Origin of the sequence: Kribbella sp. NBC_01510 (assembly GCF_045040325.1) — a bacterium.
Taxonomy (GTDB): domain Bacteria; phylum Actinomycetota; class Actinomycetes; order Propionibacteriales; family Kribbellaceae; genus Kribbella.
Genome location: NZ_CP109418.1, coordinates 4,713,628 through 4,735,597 on the forward strand (window position 1 = coordinate 4,713,628; position 21,970 = coordinate 4,735,597).

At 65.5% G+C, this 21,970-nt stretch carries 17 protein-coding genes and 4 pseudogenes; 13 read left to right on the forward strand and 8 right to left on the reverse strand.

Annotation, left to right across the window (positions count from 1 at the left end; all coding sequences use genetic code 11):
• Positions 1-23: 23 nt before the first annotated feature.
• The 5 genes and pseudogenes from OG558_RS23730 to OG558_RS23750 form a co-directional block, all read left to right on the forward strand.
• Positions 24-1,670, forward strand: coding sequence for a cyclic nucleotide-binding domain-containing protein (locus OG558_RS23730; RefSeq protein WP_405064944.1), 1,647 nt, complete (start codon positions 24-26; stop codon positions 1,668-1,670).
• A 428-nt stretch (positions 1,671-2,098) separates the two neighbouring features.
• Positions 2,099-2,257: pseudogene (locus OG558_RS23735) on the forward strand (cyclic nucleotide-binding domain-containing protein); the annotation flags it as partial.
• Between the two features lie 571 nt (positions 2,258-2,828).
• Positions 2,829-3,101: a transposase gene (locus OG558_RS23740; protein WP_405064945.1), complete on the forward strand. Its 273-nt coding sequence runs from the start codon at positions 2,829-2,831 to the stop codon at positions 3,099-3,101.
• A complete protein-coding gene (locus OG558_RS23745; protein WP_405064946.1) occupies positions 3,026-3,772 on the forward strand; it encodes a transposase in 747 nt (248 codons plus the stop codon). Before OG558_RS23740 ends, OG558_RS23745 begins: the two co-directional genes overlap by 76 nt.
• An 818-nt stretch (positions 3,773-4,590) precedes the next feature.
• Positions 4,591-5,073, forward strand: a pseudogene (locus tag OG558_RS23750) (IS630 family transposase); the annotation flags it as partial.
• A gap of 115 nt (positions 5,074-5,188) precedes the next feature.
• Here OG558_RS23750 and ltrA read toward each other — a convergent pair.
• Both ltrA and OG558_RS23760 read right to left on the reverse strand, forming a co-directional pair.
• Positions 5,189-6,622: a group II intron reverse transcriptase/maturase gene (gene ltrA / locus OG558_RS23755; protein ID WP_405064947.1), complete on the reverse strand. Its 1,434-nt coding sequence runs from the start codon at positions 6,620-6,622 to the stop codon at positions 5,189-5,191.
• A gap of 533 nt (positions 6,623-7,155) precedes the next feature.
• Positions 7,156-7,290 carry a hypothetical protein gene (locus OG558_RS23760; protein ID WP_405072300.1) on the reverse strand — a complete coding sequence of 45 codons (135 nt, stop codon included), beginning with the start codon at positions 7,288-7,290 and terminating at the stop codon, positions 7,156-7,158.
• Between OG558_RS23760 and OG558_RS23765 the strand changes: the two are divergent.
• From OG558_RS23765 to OG558_RS23795, 7 genes and pseudogenes are all read left to right on the forward strand, one after another.
• Positions 7,232-7,565: pseudogene (locus OG558_RS23765) on the forward strand (transposase); the annotation flags it as partial. The gene OG558_RS23760 and the pseudogene OG558_RS23765 sit on opposite strands and share 59 nt — an antisense overlap.
• Positions 7,564-8,002 (forward strand): annotated as a pseudogene (locus tag OG558_RS23770) (transposase); the annotation flags it as partial. The pseudogenes OG558_RS23765 and OG558_RS23770, both read left to right, overlap by 2 nt.
• Before the next feature lie 239 nt (positions 8,003-8,241).
• Positions 8,242-8,934: a hypothetical protein gene (locus OG558_RS23775; RefSeq protein ID WP_405064948.1), complete on the forward strand. Its 693-nt coding sequence runs from the start codon at positions 8,242-8,244 to the stop codon at positions 8,932-8,934.
• 24 nt (positions 8,935-8,958) lie between these two features.
• Positions 8,959-10,656: a M4 family metallopeptidase gene (locus tag OG558_RS23780; RefSeq protein WP_405064949.1), complete on the forward strand. Its 1,698-nt coding sequence runs from the start codon at positions 8,959-8,961 to the stop codon at positions 10,654-10,656.
• Positions 10,657-10,674: 18 nt separating this feature from the next.
• Complete coding sequence (locus OG558_RS23785) at positions 10,675-12,111, forward strand: hypothetical protein (protein ID WP_405064950.1); 1,437 nt, start codon at positions 10,675-10,677, stop codon at positions 12,109-12,111.
• The gene (locus OG558_RS23790; protein ID WP_405064952.1) at positions 12,102-12,794 is read left to right on the forward strand and encodes a hypothetical protein; all 693 of its coding nucleotides are present in this window, start codon (positions 12,102-12,104) and stop codon (positions 12,792-12,794) included. Before OG558_RS23785 ends, OG558_RS23790 begins: the two co-directional genes overlap by 10 nt.
• A 19-nt stretch (positions 12,795-12,813) precedes the next feature.
• Positions 12,814-13,338: a hypothetical protein gene (locus OG558_RS23795; RefSeq protein ID WP_405064953.1), complete on the forward strand. Its 525-nt coding sequence runs from the start codon at positions 12,814-12,816 to the stop codon at positions 13,336-13,338.
• 494 nt (positions 13,339-13,832) lie between these two features.
• On the opposite strand, the gene OG558_RS23800 is transcribed toward OG558_RS23795, so the two are convergent.
• The 4 genes from OG558_RS23800 to OG558_RS23815 form a co-directional block, all read right to left on the reverse strand.
• Positions 13,833-15,878: a glycoside hydrolase family 5 protein gene (locus OG558_RS23800; RefSeq protein ID WP_405064954.1), complete on the reverse strand. Its 2,046-nt coding sequence runs from the start codon at positions 15,876-15,878 to the stop codon at positions 13,833-13,835.
• A 49-nt stretch (positions 15,879-15,927) separates the two neighbouring features.
• Positions 15,928-17,136 carry a hypothetical protein gene (locus OG558_RS23805; RefSeq protein ID WP_405064955.1) on the reverse strand — a complete coding sequence of 403 codons (1,209 nt, stop codon included), beginning with the start codon at positions 17,134-17,136 and terminating at the stop codon, positions 15,928-15,930.
• A complete protein-coding gene (locus OG558_RS23810) occupies positions 17,133-17,318 on the reverse strand; it encodes a hypothetical protein (protein ID WP_405064956.1) in 186 nt (61 codons plus the stop codon). The genes OG558_RS23805 and OG558_RS23810 overlap by 4 nt, the downstream gene beginning before the upstream one ends.
• Positions 17,319-17,510: 192 nt before the next feature.
• On the reverse strand, positions 17,511-18,527 hold the full coding sequence (locus OG558_RS23815; RefSeq protein ID WP_405064958.1) for a hypothetical protein: 1,017 nt from the start codon (positions 18,525-18,527) through the stop codon (positions 17,511-17,513).
• A gap of 554 nt (positions 18,528-19,081) precedes the next feature.
• On the opposite strand from OG558_RS23815, the gene OG558_RS23820 reads away from it, so the two are divergent.
• Entirely contained in the window at positions 19,082-19,435 is a 354-nt protein-coding gene (locus OG558_RS23820; protein WP_405064959.1) for a hypothetical protein, read from the forward strand.
• 900 nt (positions 19,436-20,335) lie between these two features.
• On the opposite strand, the gene OG558_RS23825 is transcribed toward OG558_RS23820, so the two are convergent.
• Together OG558_RS23825 and OG558_RS23830 are read right to left on the reverse strand one after the other, a co-directional pair.
• Entirely contained in the window at positions 20,336-21,118 is a 783-nt protein-coding gene (locus tag OG558_RS23825; RefSeq protein WP_405064960.1) for an IS630 family transposase, read from the reverse strand.
• Positions 21,007-21,465, reverse strand: coding sequence for a helix-turn-helix domain-containing protein (locus OG558_RS23830; RefSeq protein WP_405064962.1), 459 nt, complete (start codon positions 21,463-21,465; stop codon positions 21,007-21,009). Before OG558_RS23830 ends, OG558_RS23825 begins: the two co-directional genes overlap by 112 nt.
• Positions 21,466-21,970: the final 505 nt, after the last annotated feature.

Here is a 21,970-nt window from a genome sequence, read left to right on the forward strand (position 1 = left end):
CAGCTGACCGGAGGAGGCAGCCCATGGGAGTGATTCGTGAGGTGCTCCGGGTTCCCGACGTACGCAGGATCGAGCTTGGCTGGGGCCTGCTCGTCGTGGGCAAGCTCGCGGGCAACGTCGCACTCGTCGTCTACGCGTACGAAGAAGGTGGCGCGACGCTCGTCGCGGCGTACGTCGTCGCACGCGAAGTGGCGGCCATCGGCGTCGGCATGTTCGTCGCTACTGTCGGCGACCGGGTGCGCCGCGACCGACTGCTGCGCTGGTTCACCGGCGTCACGACGGCGCTGCTCGCGCTGGCCGCGCTCGTCGTCGTGCTGTCGGGCCCGCCGGCGGCGGTCGTCGCGGTCGCAGCCGTCAGTTCGGCCTTCGCTGGGGTCTACCGTCCGCTGCAGGCGGCGATCTTGCCATGGCTGGTCCGCACACCGGCCGAGCTGACCGCAACGAACGTCACGGCCGCGGTCATGGAGAGCGCGGGGGCGCTGGTCGGTCCGGTGCTCGCCGGCACTCTCGTAGCCATTGCCGACGCACAGACGGCCATCGGCGTAGCCGCCGGGTTCCTCTGCCTCGCAATGCTCGCCCTACGAGGGCTCCGAGTGCCGGGCCGGCCGACGGCCGCCGGAGCCGGCCACGCGCACGTCGTACGGGAGATCGCCGAGGGGATGAGTGCCTTTGTCCGGCTGGCCCCGCCGGGTGGCGTAGCGATCCTCGTGCTAGCGCAGACGCTGGTCCGTGGTGCCATCACCGTGCTGATCGCCGTACTCGCGGTTGACGTACTGGCCCTCGGCGACGCAGCCATCGGCTGGCTCACCGCGGCCCTCGGCATCGGCGGCTTGATCGGTGGCGCTGCCGCGGCGTCGGTCGTCCGCGCCACCCGGCTCGGTCGCACCTTTGTCGCAGGCCTGCTGCTGTGGGGTGTACCGCTCGCCGGGCTCGCGCTGTTCCCGACGCCGGCCGTCGCGTACATCGCGCTGGTTCTGGTCGGGGTCGGCAACGCCTTTGAAGACGTCGGCGCCTTCACATTGATCGCGCGGCTCGCCAGTCCGCGCGTCCTGGGACGAGTGCTGGCCGCGACCGAGCTGCTGGCGCTGCTGGGGATCGGCCTCGGGTCTCTCATCACCCCGTTGCTGATAGCAACGATCGGCGTACCCGGCACGCTGGCACTCCTCGGCGGCGGACTGGCCGCGCTCGCACTGGCCCATCTACGCCGGTTCACCAGGCTTGACCGGGCGATGCCCGAGCCCGGACCGGAGCTCGAGCTGGTCCGCGGTCTGCCGATGTTCCGCCACCTGTCGCTGGCGGTCACCGAGCTCGTCGCCTCCGAGTTCCGTCCGCGCCGGTTCGACAGCGGCACGGTCGTCCTCCGTGAGGGCGATTGGGGGGACGACTTCCATATCATCCTGAGCGGCGCCGCTGCCGTCAGCGTGCGCGGAACACCGAGGCCACCCCTGGCCCGCGGTGATTGCTTCGGGGAGATCGCGCTGCTGCGCGACGTACCGCGCACGGCGACGATCACGGCCACGGATCCCCTCCATACCCTCGCCCTCGGACGGACCGAGTTCCTCACGGCCATCTCGGGGAACGCCCTGAGCATCGCCGCCGCCGACGCCGTCATCACCGAGCGGCTGGCCGCCGACCCGCTGGACGGCACCGACCGACCAGACAGCGGCTGAGTGCTCGAACCGGGCTGCGCAGTCGAACGCCTCCTCGCCCGCAGCCCGGTACCGCGGCTGGGCGCACCTCTACCAGGTTGATGCGTGGACCCGAGCGTGGCGTATCTGCTCCCAGTTCATGCGATGTTCACCTCCTCGGATCTCGGCGGGTGCGAGGATTGACGTGGCACCGCGTCGCCACTCGGGATTGGTGGGGTGAGACATCGTGAGACCGACGCCTGAAGAACTGCGGTCGATGTCGCTGTTCGCGGAGTTGGAACCACTGGAACTGGAACAACTGGCTTCGTGGTTCGACGTCGAGGAACGAGACAGCGGCGCCACCCTTCTGCGGGAAGGCGCTTCCGGGTACGCGTTCTATGTCCTCAGGGATGGCACGGCCGCGGTGATTCAAGGCAACCAGGAGATCCGGGAGTTAGGGTCGGGGGGACTGCTTTGGCGAGCTGTCGATAATCGGCGACGGCCGCCGTACGGCGACTGTCAAGGCAACATCGCACGTCACGATCTGGAACATGTTCGGAACGGCGTTCAGGAGTCTCGAGCAGCAGTTCCCCGAACTAGCCGACAAGATCCGCACTGCATACGCCTAGGCGCAGCGACGCATGTCGTCCGACGTCCGACCGTCGTCAGTGGGTGCCTCGGCATCTCAGGCCTCCAACATCTGTGGTCGGTGGCGGCTCAATACCCGGCAAGGCGGAGAATCCGAGAAGATCGCAACGATGCGGCCGTGTGATGTGACGCACAGTCACGAGCAGATGGATGTCGGAACGGTGGACCGATTGCTTGATGGCGAGGACCAAGGTGGCGCCGGTCGCGACCGCCAGGGTCTCACTGAGACGCGAGTATCCGCCAAGGTGGTCCGAAGTGGTCCGTCGGCGACATGAAGAAACCCAGGCCAACGCTGCGACCTGGGCTCATGGTGCGCCGCCAGGGACTCGAACCCCGAACCCGCTGAATTCCAGCTGAGACTGATCACCGTTTGTCGATGATGATCGAAAGCTCTTACTGGCAAGGGATTCGTGGGTGTTCTGGTGCACATCGGTTCTCATCGCTCACCATCCTCTCGCGCTGATTGAGGTGCGTAAAGGGGTGCGCCGGTAGCGGTGCTGGGCTGCGCACCGCGACCTGGACACCGGCACCGTCGACGTCGCGATCCCGAAGTTGCGCAAGGGCACCTACTCTCCCGAGTGGCTGCTGGAGCGCTGCAAGTGCGCCGAGGCGGCCCTGATCACCGTGGTCGCGGACTGCTACCTCGCCGGGGTGTCCACCGCCGGCTGGACAAGCTCGTCAAGCAGCTGGGGATCGACTCGCTGTCGAAGTCCCAGGTCTCCAGGATGGCGACCTAGCTGGACGCGATCGTGGACGACTTCCCGCATCGCGGGCTCGGTGAGGCTGGCCCGTTCACGTTCGTGGCCGCCGATGCGCTCACGATGAAGGTCCGCGAAGGCGGCCGCGTCATCAACGCCGTCGTACTGCTGGCAACCGGCGTCAACGGCGGCGGACACCGCGAAGTGCTCGGCATGCGCGTGGCCACCAGCGAAACCGGGCCGGCGTGGAACGAGTTCTTCGCCGACCTCGTCGCCCGTGGCCTGTCCGGGGTCCGGCTCGTCACCAGCGACGCGCATGCCGGCCCGCGCGAGGCGATCGCGGCCAACCTACCCCGGCACCAGTTGGCAGCGCTGCAGAACGCACTACGCCGCGAACCCGACGAGCGTGACCCCGAAGAGCATGTGGCCGGCGGTCAAGGCATGCTGCACTCGGTCTACGACCAGCCCGACGCACCCGCCGTGCACGCCCAGTTCGACCGGCTCATCGACTACGTCGCCGACAAGCTCCCCGCGGTCGCCGAGCACCTCGCATCGGCGCGCGAGGACATCCTCGCGTTCATGAGTTTCCCCAAGGACGTGTGGACCCAGATCTGGTCCAACAACCCCGCCGAGCGGCTGGACAAGGAAATCCGGCGCCGCACCGACGCCGTCGGTATCTTCCCCAACCGCGACGCCATCGCGCCCGCCTCGCTGGCGCCGTCCTGGCCGAGCAGACCGACGAATGGGCCGAAGACCGCCGCTACCTCGGCCTCGACCTCCTGGCCCGCTGCCGCGTGAACCTCGTGCCCACCACCGAACCCGAGATCGGAGTTGACGACCTGCCCGCACTCACCGCCTGAACCACCACCAAGGAGCACGCAGCGCTACACCACAACCCGGGACTTGACCGGACCGGTCGGCGATGTCCTCAAGCAAGCGCGCTGACATCGACTGCGGCGATCGCCTAGATGGACGTGCTCCAACTGCCGTCTGCACCTATCCAGAAGGCTGTTAGGTGCAGCCGATCCCCCGACGTCGAAGGTCAGTTTTGCGCTGCAGGTCGACCCACGCGCCGTGCTGCTGGCCGACGTCGACGGGCGAAGCAACTGCTTGTCATGATCGTCTTGCCAATTCGGTCGACGCTGCCCAGGTTGCAGCAGACGAAGCTCCTCCATGCCTTGGGACACCTGGTCGAGGCGCTTAGATCGGTCTGAGGTTGGTGCCTGGTAGGTGACCCGGCCGGACTTGTCGCGGACGCGGCCGAGCCACTCGCCGTTGTCGCGGATCCAGATGTCGAGCTCGCCGTTGGCCCACTGGGCGCGCTGGACCGGCTGCGGCGGGTCCACCTTGCGGATGGCGTCGGCGGAGCGGGGCCGTGCGCGTCGTACTGGACGTCAAGGTCGCTGGCTATCCGGTGTGCCTCCGTCTCGTCGTCGATGTCTGTTGCCCGCCACCCGTTGACCGTGCCGTCCCAGACGCCGAATCTGTTCGATCCGTCGTCGGAAGGTGGCACCGTGAACCGCCCAAGCATGCCTTCAGATTAGCGCCATTTCGAACGCATGTTCTAGTCTTGTGGTCTAGGCAAGGAGGTCTGGGGCGTTGAAGGCGAGCGTTCAGTGCTGGCTGGGTGGGCGCGGCGGCGGAAAACGTCGCTGGCGTTGGCGTTGCGGGCCCGGATCGTGTGGCGGAGTGCGGACGGCGGCACGATCGGCGAGGTTGCTCGCGAGGTGGGGGTGTCGCGGAACATGGTGTCGAAGTAGCGTTCGCGGTTCTTGGCCGATCGGCTGGACGGGTTGTCGGATGAGCCGCGTCCGGGCCGGCCGCGGACGATCACCGACGATCAGATCGAGCAGGTGATCACCAAGACGCTGGAGTCCACGGCTGGTGAGGACACGCACTGGTCGACCCGGTCGATGGCTACGAGGACCGGCATGTCGCAGAGCGCGGTGTCGCGGATCTGGCGGGCGTTCGGGCTGAAGCCGCACGCGATCGAGACCTGGAAGCTGTCGACCGATCCGTTGTTCGTGGACAAGGTCCGCGACGTCGTCGGGCTGTACATGAGCCCGCCAGAGAACGCGTTGGTGCTGGCGGTGGACGAGTCGGGTCGGGCTGGGGCGCGTTGACGCCTTTGCAGGCGTTACGTTTCCCCAGCCCGCCCGCCGAACCGGACGTGCGTGTCTCCACGCATCCGGCTCTCCACGAGTCCGGGTTGGACTATGTTGCTGATCTCGGTGTGCTCGCCCAGGGTGCGGGGATGTTGTTGGCCCGGTAGCGGTAACGGCTGACCGTCACCTGCTGGGGCTGAAACAGCACCACTTCGTCCTCGGTCGGTCGCCACCGGGGAAGGTAGCGGCGCATGAGAACGACCCACTTCGTGCGGTTGTGCCGTTTGCGGATCCAGCGGACCACCCGGTGCCAGGCGTACTGGTCGAGGTAGCCGAAGGTCGCTTTCGACACGCCGTAGCGGAAGTAGGCGCACCAGCCCCGCAACACCGGATTCAGTTGGCGTAGCAGGGCCGCAAGCGTCGGATGTGACGATCTGCGGGTCAGCGCGCGGACCCGGCCGACGATGGAGGCGAGTGCCTTCTTCGACGGGTAGGTGTAAACCACGCGCTTGTTGGTGCCTCGTTTCCGTTTCCGCTGGATGCGGAATCCTAGGAAGTCGAAGCCCTCGTCGATGGGGCAGACCTTCGTCTTGACCTCCGACAGGCGCAAACCGATCGGGGACAAGACCGCCGCTACCTCCTCCCGTAGGGCCTGTGCGTGCGCCTCGGTTCCGGCGACCAACACCACGAAGTCGTCTGCATAGCGGACGATCCGGTAGTTGGCGAGCCCGCTTCGGCGTCGCTTGGTCCGTTGGTAGGTAGTGCCGCTGATCGTCTGCCAGGCCTGGTCGAAGTGCTCGTCCAGGACTGACAAGGCGATGTTGGCGAGCAGCGGAGAAAGGATTCCGCCTTGGGGCGTACCGGTGGTCGTGTTCCGCAACTGGCCGTCCTCACCGAGGATGCCCGCCTTGAGGAACGCCTTCACCAAGGCCAGAACGCGTTTGTCTCCGACACGATGCCGCACCCGGTCCATCAGGGCCGGGTGGTCGATCATGTCGAAGCACGCCTCGATGTCACCTTCGAGCACCCACTCATAGGAGCGGGACGCGAACTGGTGAATCTCGGCGATCGCGTCATGGGCTCGGCGCCTCGGACGGAAGCCATACGAGCATGGCTTGAAGTCCGCCTCGAAGATCGGCTCGAGCACCAGCTTGAGGGCCGCCTGCACGGTGCGGTCCCGAGCAGTCGGGATGCCAAGCCTGCGGCGTTTATTGCTGCCAGGCTTGGGGATCATCCGCTCCCGCACGGGCAACGGGGCGAACTGCCGGGCCTTGAGATCGGCCCGCAGCCTCGGCAGAAACCCCTCCTCGGCGGAGAACACGGCATCCGGCCGGACACCGTCCACCCCCGCCGACCGCTTCCCTCGGTTGGCCCGGACCCGGGCCCACGCCACAACGAGGACGGCCGGGTCACAGACAAGGTTGAACAGATCATCGAACCGGCGACCGGGATCATCGGTCGCCCACTGGTGCAGCTTGGTCTGGATCCGCAGTACCTGCGTCTCGGCCCATTCGGCCTCGGGCCACAGCACGCCAGTATTCACCGGCGATCTCCCGCCATCCCAGTCCCTGCGCTGCCAACTCGCTGCCGCCCTTCGCCATGTGACCGGCTTTCCCGGCCTCGGACTACTACGACGGCTCCGCCACGCCCCGGCCCGATCGGCCGACGACGAACCTGCCCGTACCCGACCTGGCCGGTCGAGACACGGGTCCAGCCCGGGACGCTTCCCACGTTCACCACACACCGGTCGACGGGGTCGGTGCCCAGCTTTGCCCCTGCGGCATCGCCACGAGTACGCCGCAGACCTTCCTCGTGGCCTCCCTGCCGGCGACTTCACCCGGCTCAGGAGTCGCCCGACCGCCCCGAAAGCAGCGTCGGGCGTGCACCGCACTCCGGCCCACATCCGCCAGGTTGGAGCCGGTGTATCTCTTAAGAGGCTTTAGACGCTGGTTTCTCACGTACACCTTCCCGTCTCGCTAGGCAGACCCAGGCCGTCTGGCAGTACCGACCCGTCCTGTCGTTGTCAGGGCTGCTCCCACCCTCCCCGGCGTATCCCGGACCAGGCTGCCCTCAGCTTCACCGGCCCGCTGCGACAGACCAGCGATGGAGTCCTTCCACCTCCATCCGGTCATGCAGCGCCTCGTGGCGCACGAAGAGCCAGATGCAGGCGATCGACCGGACCGCGCCGATCCTGCCGGTGATGCCGACCACGCCGGCGCGGATGACCCACGACTACGTCCGGCACGGCACGACCAGCCTGTTTCGCGGCCTTCGACCTCGGCAGCGGTTCGGTGATCGCCCAGCACTACCGCCGGCATCGTCAGCAGGAGTTCCTGCGCTTCCTGAAGCTGATCGCCGCGGTGCCGAACGACCTGGAACTGCACCTGGTGCTGGACAACTACGCCACCCACAAGACCCCCAAGGTGAAGGAGTGGCTGATCCGCCACCCCCGGTTCCACCTGCACTTCACCCCCACCAGCTCGTCGCCGGACGCTGCACACCGGCGCCGATCTCCTCACCGACAAGCTGCCGCGGCGACTCACCGACCTGTTCGCGACCGACGAGCACGTCGAGATCGAAGCGACCTGGGGGATCTACCAGCAGATGATCGCCGGGCATACCGCGAACCCGACCGCAGCCACGGCCGGAAGCTGATGCAGCAGCTCATCAACTCAGTCAACCACGGCGTACCCGCTGCGCTCGTCGAGGTTGTCACGCTGGGCCGGACCCTGAACAAGCGCGCCGCTGACGTGCTGGCCTATTCGACCGTCCCGGCACATCCAACGGACCGACTGAGGCCATCAACGGCCGCCTCGAACACCTCCGCGGCTCCGCACTCGGGTTCCGCAACCTGACCAACTACATCGCCAGATCCCTGCTCGAGACCGGCGGCTTCAGGCCGCAACTACACCCTCGATCGTGAAGAGCCGGTTATCGCTGACCGCTTGTTCCACCTTCCGATGTGCGCGAACCCGGTACGTTGGCGCGGAGCGCCTGGCAAAGCGGACCGTCGTGGCCCGCCTCGGGCCTCCTTGCCATTCTCGTCACTGTGCATTCGCCCCTCCGACGCACCATCCTCCAACGCGATGCTAGGGGTGGATAGCAAGGCTGTCTCGGTTCTGACAAAGTTGACTTTGCTCAGTCAGATGAACGATTGCTCCGGTGATCAAGCGATTGTCTGCTTTGGCGCACAGCCTTGCGTGTTTTCAGGGCGAGTGGGACGCTGATATCGACGCTTTGCGTCGCGGGGCATCATTCGGCTCGGCGGAGCCAGGGGGAATCGTCGTCGGCCGCAGGGGAGGCGGTCTGTCGGCGCTCGAGGTATCACAGCACGACCTCGTCCGATCTTGGAGCCGGTGCCGCCTTCATTTGTGGCAGGTCGGGGGAGGGCTGATGAGCCAGGGACTGGCGGTTTTCTTCGATGTCGGGGACACCTTGGCGAGCGCGGTGGTGGAAGGGACGCACCTGTCTCGTCTCGACACGTACCCGTTCGTGCCGGAGGTTTTGGTCAGACTGCGGTCTGGAGACGTCGCGCCCCCAGCCTCGGTCGGACTCATTTCGGACACCGGTGACGAATCCGCGGCGACGATGAACAAGGTGCTGCGTGCCGCGGGGCTCCTGCCTCTCGTCGATGCCGAGCTGTGCCTGTTCAGTTCGATCGAGGGTATCGACAAATCCCAGGCCGCTTTATTTGAGCGCGCCCGCGAGCGTGCGGCGTTGCCGGCGACTCGTTGCGTGTTCGTCGGTGAGGACGCCAAAGAACGAGGTATAGCCGCGTCCGTCGGCTTCCGGGTGTCACCGCATCCGCTGCATGCGCTGCATCTGGTCGCAGTCGATTTCGCCGTACATCCGTGAGTTCGATCGGAAGGAAGATCCGGAATGCCAACCGTGGTCGGTAACAGTAATGGACTGAATTCTTTCTCGTTGCACAGCTCGGATGAGTCGTCGTCCGGTGTGATCGAAGAACTCGAACAAGAACAGGCAGTGCGTCCTGGCCTGCGACCGGAGGGTGCCGACACAGCGGGCGAGGTCGATCCAGAAACCGCGGCGCGCCGATTCCTGGACCAGGCCGTTGCCAGCGATTCGGTTCCGGCGTTCACGGCGCCATCAGGGAGCGGTGGCGGTCGTCAGTTCAGGACGATTGGCACGGAGACCGTGCCGCTCACGGGAACCCGTACCGTGAAGTTCCGGCAAGTGTTGGACGACATCCCGATCTACGGTTCACTCGTGACGGTCGAGGTCGACGACACGAACAGACTGATCGGCATCGACGCCGCACTCGGCGAGCCACGAGGCATCAACCCAGTTGCGAGCGTGTCGCCAGCGGCTGCGTTGGACGCGGCCGCGAGTGCGCAGGACGGCTATCAGCCCACGCTCACCAGCGTTGTCCCGCGACTGAATTACTTCTACGACATCAAGATCGCCCGCTGGAGGCTCGTCTACATCCTCGAGGACGTGCCGATCCGGCTGGATCGGCATGCTGAGGCGTCGGAAGACCGTGACACCACACTCGATCCGCCGCACTTCGTCGACTATGTGGTGGACGCACAGGACGGCGAGGTCGTCACGATCCTGCCGAGGACGCCGAGCATGGCGCCAGTGGAGCAGACGGCAGTCGACACCTTCGGCGTCGAGCAGACATTCCTCGTGTCGCCTCAAGCCGACCTACTGGTGATGATCGACCCCGATCACAAGGTCGAAACCTACGACTTCACGTTCCAGGATCCGACGGTCGACACGTTGCCCGGCCGCATGATCAGCGACCCGCCGGCCTGGACACCGGCTGGCGTGAGCGCTCATGTGAACGCGATTGCGGTTTCGGACTTCCTTCGCATGGTGCTGCGACGGGACAACATCGACGGTAGCGGCGGGACCATGAGGTCGACGATCAACTGTGTCGTTCAAGAAGACAGCCCGGGTCCCGAACAGTGGGAGAACGCGTTCTGGAACGGCGAGCAGATGGTGTACGGCCAGGTGCTGCGCACCGACGGGCTTCGGTCGCTGTCGGCCAACGTCGACGTGGTCGCCCACGAGATGTTTCACGGCATCACCGAGCACACCGCCCGACTGGAGTATGCCTTCCAGTCAGGGGCGATGAACGAGTCGATCTCCGACATCTACGGCGTGTACGTCTCCAACCTCGGCAAGGCTGATCCGCGGAAGTGGGACTGGGAACTGGGCGAGAACCTTCTGGATGGGAACAAGCCGTTCCGTGATCTGTCGGATCCGCCACGCTTCGGGCAGCCCGATCACATGAGGGATTTCAAGGACCTGCCCTACACCCGAAGAGGCGACTGGGGCGGCGTACACGTCAACTCCGGGATCCACAACAAGGCGGCCTTCAACATGTTCACGGCGGTAGACGGCGCCGGCGACCTGGTGCTCGGCCCGGACGAAGTGGCCGCGGTGTTCTACATCGCGTTGACGCAGCGCCTGTCGCGCACCTCCCAGTTCGCCGACAGCCGCCGCTTCACGGTCTCCAGCGCACGAAGCCTATTCCGTCAGCTGCCGCCGGACGAGCGCGATCGCAAGATCGCCGCGGTAGACGCGGCCTTCGCCGCAGTCGGCATCGCCTGAACCCGGGTGGTCTTGGTGATGGGGCGAGAGGAGCACAGGCTCAACCTGGCGGCGTCGCAGCATCGCAAGCGGCTGGCCCGCGGGGATCAGGTGGACCTTCGCGATACGCCAGGGGAACGTGTGAAAGCCTCGATCGGTCAGAACTGGCTCGCGAAACGGACAGTAGACACCTCAGTCCTCGTGGAGTTGCTGTCGGTCAGGCCCGGCGCAAAGGGCTGGACACATCGTCCCCTCTGGCTTGCAGGGGCTCGGATCACGGGGTCAATCGACCTGGTCGGGGCGACACTTGGCCGGCCCTTGCACTTTGAGGACTGCTTCATCGAGCAATCGATCGAGCTCACCGATGTCGAAGCCGTGACAATCAGTCTGACCGGCTGTTTCGTACCACGCGTCGAGGCCAGCGGCCTGAATACCCGCGGCGACCTGAGCCTATGTGATGGCTTCACCGCGACCGACGTTGTCAATCTGCACGGTGCGACCGTCGGCGGAACCCTAGACTGCGACGGCGGCCATTTCAGCAACCCGCAGGGGCTGTCGCTGGACTGCGGCAGCATAGTCGTCAAGGAGAGCATGTGGGCCGAGTGGGCAACGTTCATGGGCGAAGTGCTCCTGCTCGACGCTCACATCAGTGGCCAGCTCGTCTGTGATGGTGCGACTTTCACGCACTGGGGCGGAGACGCGTTGACGGCTGACAGCCTGGTCGTCGACGGGGACATGTTCTGTATGACGGGTTTCGCCGCACGGGGTACGGTCCGCCTGCCGATCGCGCACATTGGTGGCGGTCTGAATTGCAGTGGTGGCAGTTTCACGAATCCGCGCGGAAAGGCGATCTACGCCACGGATCTCTCGGTGGACGGCCCGATGTCCTGCAGCAACGGGTTCGAAGCCGCTGGCATGGTTGAGCTGACTGGCGCACACATCGGCTGCAGCCTCAAGTGCAACGAGGCGAAGTTCACGAATCCGGATGGGACTGCGCTGGGCGCCGCGGGCCTGGCCGTCGAGGGTTCCATGTCCTGCCAGGACGGCTTTGAGGCGGTCGGCACCGTAGAGCTGACCGGCGCACGTATCAGTGGCAACTTGAACCTCTGCGCCGCCAGCTTGGCGAACCTCGACAGCAGCGCCGGCAGCACGTCCAAGGCCCGCAGTAACGGCTCGACCGCTCGAGGCGCACTGCAACTCATCGGTACCGAGATCGGCGGTGACCTGAACTGCGCCGGCGCGAAACTCTCCGATGTACAGCATGGCGCCCTCAACGCCCGCAGGGTCGTCATCGGTGGGGACATGTTCTGTTCCGGGAGTTCGCTGCGAGCGGCGAAGTCAACCTGGTGCACGCGCAGATCAGCGGGGACCTGGACTGCTCCGGCGGCACCTTCATCGGCCAGGCAGGGGGGACGGCGAGCGATCTGGTGCAAGCGGAGATCGGGAAAGACGTCATCATGCGCCCAGTGCGGCTGATCGGCGACTTGGACCTTCGCTTCGCTCGGACCGGTGGCTGGTACGACTCCGCCACCACCTGGCCGGCGGCGAGAGCCTTGCATCTGCACGGACTCACCTACCGGGCAATCGAGGCTGACCCCCGGATCAGTGTGAAGGATCGGCTCGACTGGATCGTCCGGGACTCCGAAGGCTTCATACCGCAGCCCTACGAGCAACTGGCGAGGGTGTACCGGGGAGAAGGCAATGCAGGCAAGGCCCGCAAAGTTCAGATTGCGGGGCAATGGCGACGTCGTCTCGCACGGAGTGACAAGCTCAGCAGTAGCGGACGCCAGTCGGTCAGGTCGCTCTGGTCGGACTGGGTAGTTCGTCCCATTCGCGTCTTCTGGAGCACCCTGCTGCTGATCACCGTAGGGTACGGATACCGCCCATGGCTGATCCTCGGCCCGATCGGTGCCTTGTTCCTCTTCGGGTGGTGGTGGTTCGACCGAGCCTCCGACCACGGCAAAATCGTGCCGAGCAAGGGCTTCAACAGCGCCCTCTACACGGCAGATTTACTGATCCCCGGAGCCAGCCTAGGAGAACGCACCCGCTTCACGGCACTCCCCGACATCGCCTGGTGGACGGCCGGTTACACACTTGCGGGCTGGGCGCTGGCCGCGATGCTGATTGCCGGCCTCACCGGTGTATTCAGGAGGCTCTGATGAGCAAAGGCACCGCACCATGAGTTCCTACTTGTACGGCAATCTTTCGAGCCGGCGACTGTCAGCCGCACCGGGCGCACCTCTCAGCTTCGACGCGAGGGTTGCGGAGCCGGGTGGGACCAAAGACCCGGTCGGGCACTGGACTGACGTTCTCGTGGCGTTGGTGCCGGCCGAGGCCCTGGCGATCCACACCCTGGCAATGACTTTGGGGACCACGACGACAGCGGAGGGAGCGAGCACATCGACAGTCATCACCAAGCCGACGGAAATGGCTTGGGTCTTCTGGTTCATGATGGCCATCGCGGGTCTGTTGTGTCTTGTCGGCGCCAAGCGACTCGGAGTTCTTGAGTTCATTCGGGCGCTGGTCGCGTCGACAGCTTTCGTACTTTGGACGATGATCCAGCCTACCTCTGCTTTCGACGCACTCGGTTGGAATCCATCCCCTCTGGTCAGGACGATGATCGCTATCGGCGGCGCCGTGGTACTAGGCTCGATCGCAGCCTGGGCAGCGGGACACGCGGACAAAACGACACTGACGGGCTGACACCGTGCCCTCAGTTCAAGACGTCGGATCCGCCGCCGGTGCGCCGACCATGTATGACTCTCAGCGCAGCAGTCAAACGCGTGTTCCAGACGCCATCCAGGCCTGATCGCCCCGACAGCGGAGTACAGCGCCTTCACCCTCGGGAACCGCTTCGCACTTCGAGGACAGGCAGGGCGGGCCGGAACTCGAATGTCGCACATTCGGCGATCTCGACCAAGCCATCGGGCGAGCTGCGACGGACCTCGTGCCCTGTGCGACTACGCACGCTCGACGCCGCCAGCGGTGACGAGGCGCAGGCCTCGGAGTCGATCGCTGCTCGACGACGAGACCGCGCCTCCCGGCGATGTCCACCTGCGCTATGCCGAGACCCTGCAGGCAGCCGGCCATCCAGGCAGCCCTCACGGCGCTCTGCTTGGGACCCTGTGGCGCGAGCAGCGCTTTTTGGGCACCCGGAGGGGCATTGCGGGTCACTCGAGCCGCGGTCGCCCCCCGCCTTATTCCGCTGTGCCGCTTGACCAACCGTCTACTTGTCCGATGACGAATGTTTGTCCGCCGATCGGAATGCGTTCGCCGGCTTCGAGCGCGTACTGCGTGGCTCGAACAGCGTGCCCTGGTGCGCCGTCGTCCGGTGCCCACTCCAGGCCGAATCGAAGGTGCTCACCGGAGCGCAACGCGAGGCCGTCGATGCCGGCCGTAGGATCCAGCAGGCGATAGGCTCCTTCGCCCAGGTCCTCAATGTTGCCGTTCGGGTCGTCGAGGTCTCGGATCCGTGCGAGTGCAGCGTCGTGGGGCAGAAGGATGAACTGCTCGGCCCCCTCACCAGCGGGGCGCCCGCGAGCGTCGAGCAGCTCGAACGTGACCTGCGTGTTCATGGCGTGGGTGGTGTGATTGGCGACGACGAGCTCCCCGAGCAACCGCATCGCGACGGGAATGATGTGGATGTTGCGCCACGCCACGTGGCTCAGGTCCAGGACGTTCTGGTTGAGGTCGGAATCCTTGAAGCCGTCGAATGGGGAGGCATCTGCCTTCGTCACCACAGCCAGAAGGCAGAAGTGTCCGTCGTTGCCCGGGTAGCCCGCGGGATTGGGGGTGTTGACCCAATTGAACGAAAGGACGGTGGCTTGCGCGGAGCCCGTCGCGCCAATGTGTTGCGCTGGCGCTACTATGTCGCCCTGGGAGGGGTTCGAGCCGCTCCAGGGATTGGGCCAGGACAGCCCGGCGTTCGCCTTGGCCCAGTACAGCTGGAGGACATCGGTCCCGGAGATCGGGTAAGGGGCGTTCCCGCGGTTGTGGATTCTGACGTAGACCACACAAGGGCGTCCGCCCAGAATCGGCTCACCAACGAGCCCCCCGTCCGCGGTCTGCCGTACCCAGATGTCGGGACTCTCCCAGCCAACCGGCGTGGTGGCGTTGGGTCCCATTCCGGAATCGGCCGAGTTGTCGAGAACGGCCAGACGAGGCGTGACGAAACTTGCATCGATGAGGTCGGCGTAGACGGTCTGAGTGGCGCCGTCATTCAGGGTAAGGCCCCAGTGGTAACCAGCGGGATCGTATGAGTCGCCCTGGTTCCACCATCCTGGCGCCGAGTTCCCCCACCAGTTCCAGCCGATGAGGACGTCGTCGTTCTGGAGACAGAATTGCTGCCAATCGGCCCACTGTGCCTGTGCGGTCGCGAACGTGCTGCCGTATGTAGCGGTCCCGTTAGGGCCGGCATCGAGCGCGATCTCGCCAATCTGGACCTTGACGCCGTAGGTTCTCGCCCAACCGACCACCCCCGCGCACGCGTCGCGAAGCGCAGTCGGTTTGGACGAGCCAAGGCCGGAGTAGCAGTGGACGGTGACGGCGAGGTTGGCCGTGGGATCCGTCAGAGCGAGCCATCCGGCAGCGCTGCCATTGTCGACGAACTTGCTCGCGGCGGCATACCCCACACCGGGCACGAAGATCGTGTTGGTATAGATAGGAGCAGGTTTCCGGATTTCGGTAATGGCCGCTTGAGCGCACAAGAACCATTGGGGCAGGCTGATTCCCAGGTCCCCGGGCTTGTTGCCGGATTCCTCGTGTGTGTGTGGCTCGTTGATGAGGTCGAACGCCACACGCTGGTCGTTTCCGGTCACCGTGTTGACCGCTGCAGCGAAGCTGCGCCAGAAGTCAGCGAAGCTCGGGGGGCTGATCGGCGCGTTGGCATAGACGATGTCGGTGTCGCCGGAAATGCTGTTGTACTGCCAGGGAGCGAGCGTAACCATCAATCCGCGCGCGAGAAGCCGGATCAGCACATCGATGAGGTCAGCCCAGTACACGGCGTAATTTGCCCCGGGTGCGGGTACCGGACCGCCGAGCGTTGACTGCACGGCCTCCCAACTGAACATGAGACGAACCGAACCCATCCCCTTGGTCTGGTACCAGTCCAGAAGGGCGTCAGAGTAGACGGGGTAGTTCGTCCCACGGACCGGCCCATTGGGGCCGAATGTGCCCACGTTCATGGACACATGGTTCACGCCGTTGCGTTGCGCGCCGAGAAAGTGGTTTGCCGGGAACTTCATCCGATGCCCTCCATGTCGCCGTTGCGGAGGAGTTTGCTCGGCGGGACCGTTATCCGAGCATGACGATTGTGTAGCCGCCGAAGACTTGGCCCTGCTGGCTGGCTGTTACGCGGTAGACGTGTGCTTCGCCGGGGGCGGGTGGATCGTCGGTGGTGTGAAAGGCGACCTGCTGGTGCTCGTCGGTCACTTGATGCTGGGTTGCTCCGCCGTCGAGGCCTGTGCCGGTTCCGATTGGCCGCGGAGCGCCGAGTAATGCCACGCCGGTCGGCGCGGCCTGGCCCGGGAACTGCCCTCTGACGCCTGTACGGAGCTGCAACCACGCCATCTCGTGGGGTGCCGCGCGTTGGACGGATACGTTGGCCGGCTCGCCGTACAGTGGTCCGACCTCGAGTGTCAGTGGGGCGGGCAGGATCAGAGTTCCCGGTAAGGCCCGATTCTGCTGTCCTGCGGCGATGACGTGAATGTTGCGCTGGGCAACATGTCGGTTGAGTGCGGAATCCCATTCCGGCGTGCCGATCCCGTCCGAGGTCTCGTCCCATACTCGGACTACCAGGCACTCGTGTCCGCCGTTGACGAAGGTCGGCACCCAGGCGTCCGGGCACCGCACCACCGCATGAGATCGGGCGCTGCCGCGGGCACCCAGCGCGACGGTCGTCTGGCCGATCAGATGGGCACTTCCCGGTCCAATCCCGAGCGTTGGATCGCACCAGTAGAACTCCACCACGACGCACGGCGCCTGACTGATTCCGAAATTCCACACGTGGGCGTACAGGGTGTTCGGTTGACCCGCCAGGGCGGTCTGCCCCAGCTGGGGCGGCACCGGGGGAGCCTGTCCGGGGTCGACGCCGGCCAGCAGCAGGATGTCCGGGCTCTCCCAGAACGGCCCGACTACAGGACGAGCGCCGAGATCGCCAGGGTTTGCTCGCATGAACAGGAACGGCAGGTAGAGATCTCCGCGCTGACCCGGCCACTGGTTGGGTGGCTTGTCATCGAAGTTCCCGGGCTCGAGGTAGCCGCCCGGCACCTGACCGGTCGACGTACCGCAATGCCTGCCTGGCCGGTTCGGGTTCTTCCAGCCGATGTCGGTGCCGTCCTTGCCGCCGTGACCGTGACCGTGACCGTGGTCGCCGTGGTTGGGGCGGTCAGGTTTGCTGTGGTCCGGGTGGCACTGCCGGCAGTCGTGGTGGTCGCAGCAGCAGTGATCGCGGTCGTGATGGTGCTCGTGGTGGCCGCAGTCGCAACGCTTGTGCTTGCTCATCCGGGCTCTCCGTCCGTCTCGGCAGGTCGGCCGATGATGATCGGCGGATCGGGCGGGTCGACGTACTGCAGCTGCATCGGAGTCATCCCACCGTCCCAGTGCCTGATGCCGGTCGGCGGAGGCGAGACCGGCCCGCGGTCGCCCTGCGGAGGCACGACGGGCTTGCGGTACTGGAATCCCATGTCGGTGCTGCCGATCTCCTCCCCACGGATCCAGTCCCAGGTCAGATATGCGTACGCCCGGTCGGAGTCCAGGTTGAACTGGGTGTCGTACCCCGGTCGGATTCGCCAGTCTGCCGATCAGGTACGCCGAGAACGGGATCGGGTCGCCGAGCGGACTTCGGCGTTCCCGGGCCTTGCCGATGTGCTCTTCGTTCAGCAGGTCCGTCTGCCACGGAGTCTGTGCGTGCTCGTAGTTGTGCCGCCCGTCCGGATCGTGGCCGGCGTCGGTGCGGAAGAAGACCTGGTCCGGGGTGGATCCCTCCGGGTAGGGCCGGGCCGCATCGGCCGGAACGCCTGCGACTTGACTGATGGGTCGGACTTCGATGGGTCGTAGGTCTCGGTCGGAGTCGGTACGGCGAAGTTGTGACCACCACTCTCGAATTCGGAGATCGACGGGTAGGCCCAGGGACGCCGGAACTCCCAGTCGTCGGGCTTCGAACCGTCGGCGTGGTACTGCAGCACCGGGTAGTACGGCATCCGATCGTCGCGAACGAAATGGCTGACGATCACGCCCGTCTGGGAGTCTAGATGAGCGAACGGGTCGAGCGCGTCCGCCAGCGCCTGCGCGAAGGCACCGTCGATGGTTCCGCCGAGCGTGATCAGCGGCAGGTCGATCTCGTTGGGAAGCCGCAACTCGCCGTCGTCGTAGCGTTGCTGCGAATGCGGAATCAGGAAACCGGTGTGGGTCATCACGTTGTGGGTCTTCATCGCGACGTCCCAGATCATCATCGCCAGCTCGTAGAGACCGAGCCGGAGCGGGTAGGTGAGTGGACTCACCGCCATCTTGATCAGGTCGCCGGCGAGTTCGATCGCCGCGCCCAGCTCCTTGATCGCCCACTCCACCAGGGCGATGAACACCGCGCAGGCGTCCTCGATCGGATTGTCGCCGGACACCCCGGAGAAGTCCGGCGGCTGCAGCAGGTTGGTGAAGTCCGAGGCCTGCGGCATGATCACGAAGTCGGGTTTGCGGGGCTTCTGCAGCTCCCACGAGCCGTTGAAGTTGAGCTTGTACAACGTGATCATCAGCCGGTACGCCGTACGCACCTCCCAGGGCAATGGGAACCCACGCGGTACGTCGCACGGCGGCGGTGGCGCGATCCCGTCGAGGATCTCCTGGAACGGCCGGTCCAGGCCGTGGCCGGTGACGTCGCGGACCACGTTGGTGAGCATGCCCTGATCGATCTGCTGCTGGAAACGCGTCGCCCAAATAGATCTGTGGATGGGGATGGTCCTTGAACGTGTGCTTCAGCGCCTTCACCACGGCCTCGGCCAGCCACAGTGGCATCTCACCGTCGACGTCGAGCGCCTCGGCCCGTTCGTCGGGGTCCGTGGGCAGCGGCGGCGGCCGCAGCTCGCCCTGCGGTTTGTCCGGAGTCAGCTGCACAGCGAACCACAATGCCGACATCGACAGGTCGGGGTAGTCGTCGGTCTTCCCCCACGGGTCGTCGGGAATTGAGCCACCTTGGCCGCTCTGGCTGTAGTTCCAGGCGTCGAGGTGGTTCTCGATCAGGTGGTGCCGGGTCGGGTGGTCGCGGTAGGGACCACCGCATTGCTCGTTGACGAACGAATGCGCGATCGTGTCGGTACCGACGTGCACGATCCAGCCTAGCGCGAAGGCCAGCATCTGCTGGAACCGATCGCCGCCGTACTCGGACCCGTCGTGCATCGCCTCAGCCTGCGCGACGAGTGCCTGACAGGTCGCGGACGTCCGCCGGTAGTGGCCCATGTCGCTCCACAGGAACGACTCCTCGGTCCACCCCTTCTGGACGCAGGTGTTCATCTTTCCCCAGATGTCGACGTACGTCGTCAGCTCCATCTCGCCGATGTTCACCAGCGCGAGCTTGAGGTCCTCCAGCGCTACCTTGAGCTCACCGAGCAGACCGCCGGTCAGGTCGTCCAGCACCGCGGACGCCGCGTCCACCAACGGGCCGATCGTCCGGTTCCAGGCCTCCACGAAGTCCTGCCAGATGTTGTTCAGCCTGATCAGCAGCCGGAGGATCCCCGCCATCGTCGAGGACACCTTGTCGAGGATGACCAGCAGCGGCTCCCAGTCGTTCTCGGCCGCCATGTCGAAGTAGTAGAAGGTCGCCAGCGCGAGCATGATCTGATCGGACCGCGGACCGAGTACGTCGTTGCTCCAGTCCTGGCTGAAGAAGAACAGGTCCGGCCCGATCGCCCCGATCGCGGTGAACTTCTCCCAATGCCGCATCACCTGCCCGCAGAACTCGGGCGTGTAGTAACCGACCGCCACACCACCTTCGCCAAGATCCGGCCAGTCGTCGAACTCACCGCTGAGCAACAAGTCCGAGACGCGCCGCGCCGCATAAATGTGACTGAAATGCCCAGGCATCGTGGCCCCCTCGCCCAGTGCCGGCATCGCCCGGCCCAGGTCCCTGCGCCCCACACGGCACCCCTACCGTCGGACGCTTCAGTTCAGCTTGCGCCGGAACACCAGACGACTCAAGCGTTGAGACAATCATCCGGAGACCATTTCAAGCAGCCTGCAATGCGCTTGGTCCGATGGTTGGCGACTGATGCGCTTGAATGAAACGAACGAGTTTATCCGGATGCCGGCAATTTGAACCGGAGTTGTCGCTGCGCGGTTACGGCGGGCAGTGGTCGGTGGAACAGATCGGGTGAAGTCCGATCGCGTGTGGTGTTTGCGATCGCATGGGCCTAAGGTCGAGATCGGGGGAGCCCTCGTCGCCAGCTGGCCGCCGATGAGACCTGCGCAAGGTGCAGGTGGACCGGGTTCTCAGAGCATGGCGGAGCTCGTCAGATGGCTGATCGACAAGGGATCAGCATGGGCGGCTCGGTCAATCCGGACGCACAAGATTAGCGCGACAGGCATTGCGACGGGATTCGAGAATGAATGATCCGGATGAAATCGTCGTCGCCCCCGGAGGACCCCGGCCTCGAAGTTCCATGACCCGTGTGCCCCAAGGCTCGGTCGTGGAGCAACTAGTAGATCGTCGCAGCTAATTGTTTGGGTATAGGTGGCGGAGTTTGGTGCGTGCGTCGTGGGTGGTGAATTGCCAGTCGACCTGACGCTGGGTGGTGTTGGTGGCTTGTTGCCAGGCGGCGAGTTCGGTGTTCAGGAGGGTGAGGTCGTCGAGCCGGCGGTCCAGGCATTGGCGGGTGAGCGCGGACAGTTCGATCTCGGCGATGTTGAGCCACGAGCCGTGTTTGGGGGTGTGGTGGATCTCGAGGCGCTGCGCCAACGCGAACGCCTTGGCCGGATCGAACGCCTCATAGAGCGATCCGATGGTGTGGGTGTTGAGGTTGTCCATCACCAGCACCACCTTCTCGGCGTCGGGGTAGTCGAGGGTGAGTAGCCGTTCGGTCTGGTGGGCCCAGTCGGTCCTGGTTCGCTGTGGCTGGGCGTCGACGCGCCGCCAGCCGGCCAGCGGCTCGACCCAGCAGAAGATCGAGCAGGTGCCGCGGCGGACGTACTCGCTGTCTTCCTTCAGGTCCTGTCCCGGTGCGGCGGGGATCGGGTCGCGGGCGTGACCCAGCAGCTGGTAGGGCTTCTCGTCCATGCACACCACCGGACGCGCCGGGTCGAAGCGGCGGGCGTAGACCGCGAGAACGTCTTCCATCGCGGCAGCGAACTGCGCGTTCGCCGTGGGTGGGATGGTCCAGCACTTCTTCAGATGAGGACGCAGCCTCGTTTTTTTAACACCCGCCCGATCGTGGAGTGATCCAGGTCCGGAATGTCCTCGACCAGCGCGACGTGCCTTTCCAGCAACCGCAGCGACCACCGGGCATAGCCCTGCGGTGGCTGCGAGCACGCCAGCGCGATCAGCCTCGCCTCGACCTCGCCGGTCACCGGCGAGGGCACCGGCGGATGCTCGCGTTGCTTGCGCGAGATCGTGGCGTCCGCATCACCGCCGGTCTCAGCGAACCGCTTGGCGACCAGCCGCAGCATCTCGGCCGAGACACCGACCCGGGCCGCGAGCACCTCCTGGGTATCGACCTCGCCCACCGAGGTATCCAGCGCGAGCAGCACCCGCGCCCGCCTGATCACCGCGGCCGGATGCACACCCGTCGTGGTCACCCGAACCAGCCAGTCACGATCCGCCTCGGTCAACACCACCGGACGCTTCATCAGCGAAGGCACGACAACAGTCCTGTCTGGCAGAGGGGAAGGAAGATCTGCCGGACCCAAACCTCCCAACCACACCCCCAGAACTAAGCAGCGACACGCTACTAGAAGACGGATCGTTTGTCGTGAATCCGCCTGATTCGTCAGAAGTCACGATCAACCCGAGGGACCATCACATGCCCCAGCTCGTATTGACACCCGGCGGCTACAAGTCTGCCGACCTCGTCCACCACGTCGAATCCGGGTCAGTTCTGGACAGCGGCGAGGGTCGCCTTCGCCGGTTTGCCGAAGACGGCCGACTGCTCGACGACTACGGCCCGCACTTGCAACGCGCTGCCGGCCGACCGCTTCACCCCCTGAATGTCAACCGAGGTGCGTTAGCCGCAGCCGGAGGCCCCACTCCGGTCTTCGGCACAGGCTGGATCACGTATGCGTGGTGGACGAACAGCACCGGAACACCGATCTCCAGCTTCTCAACCACCTGGACGGTTCCGCCGGATCCGTCCAC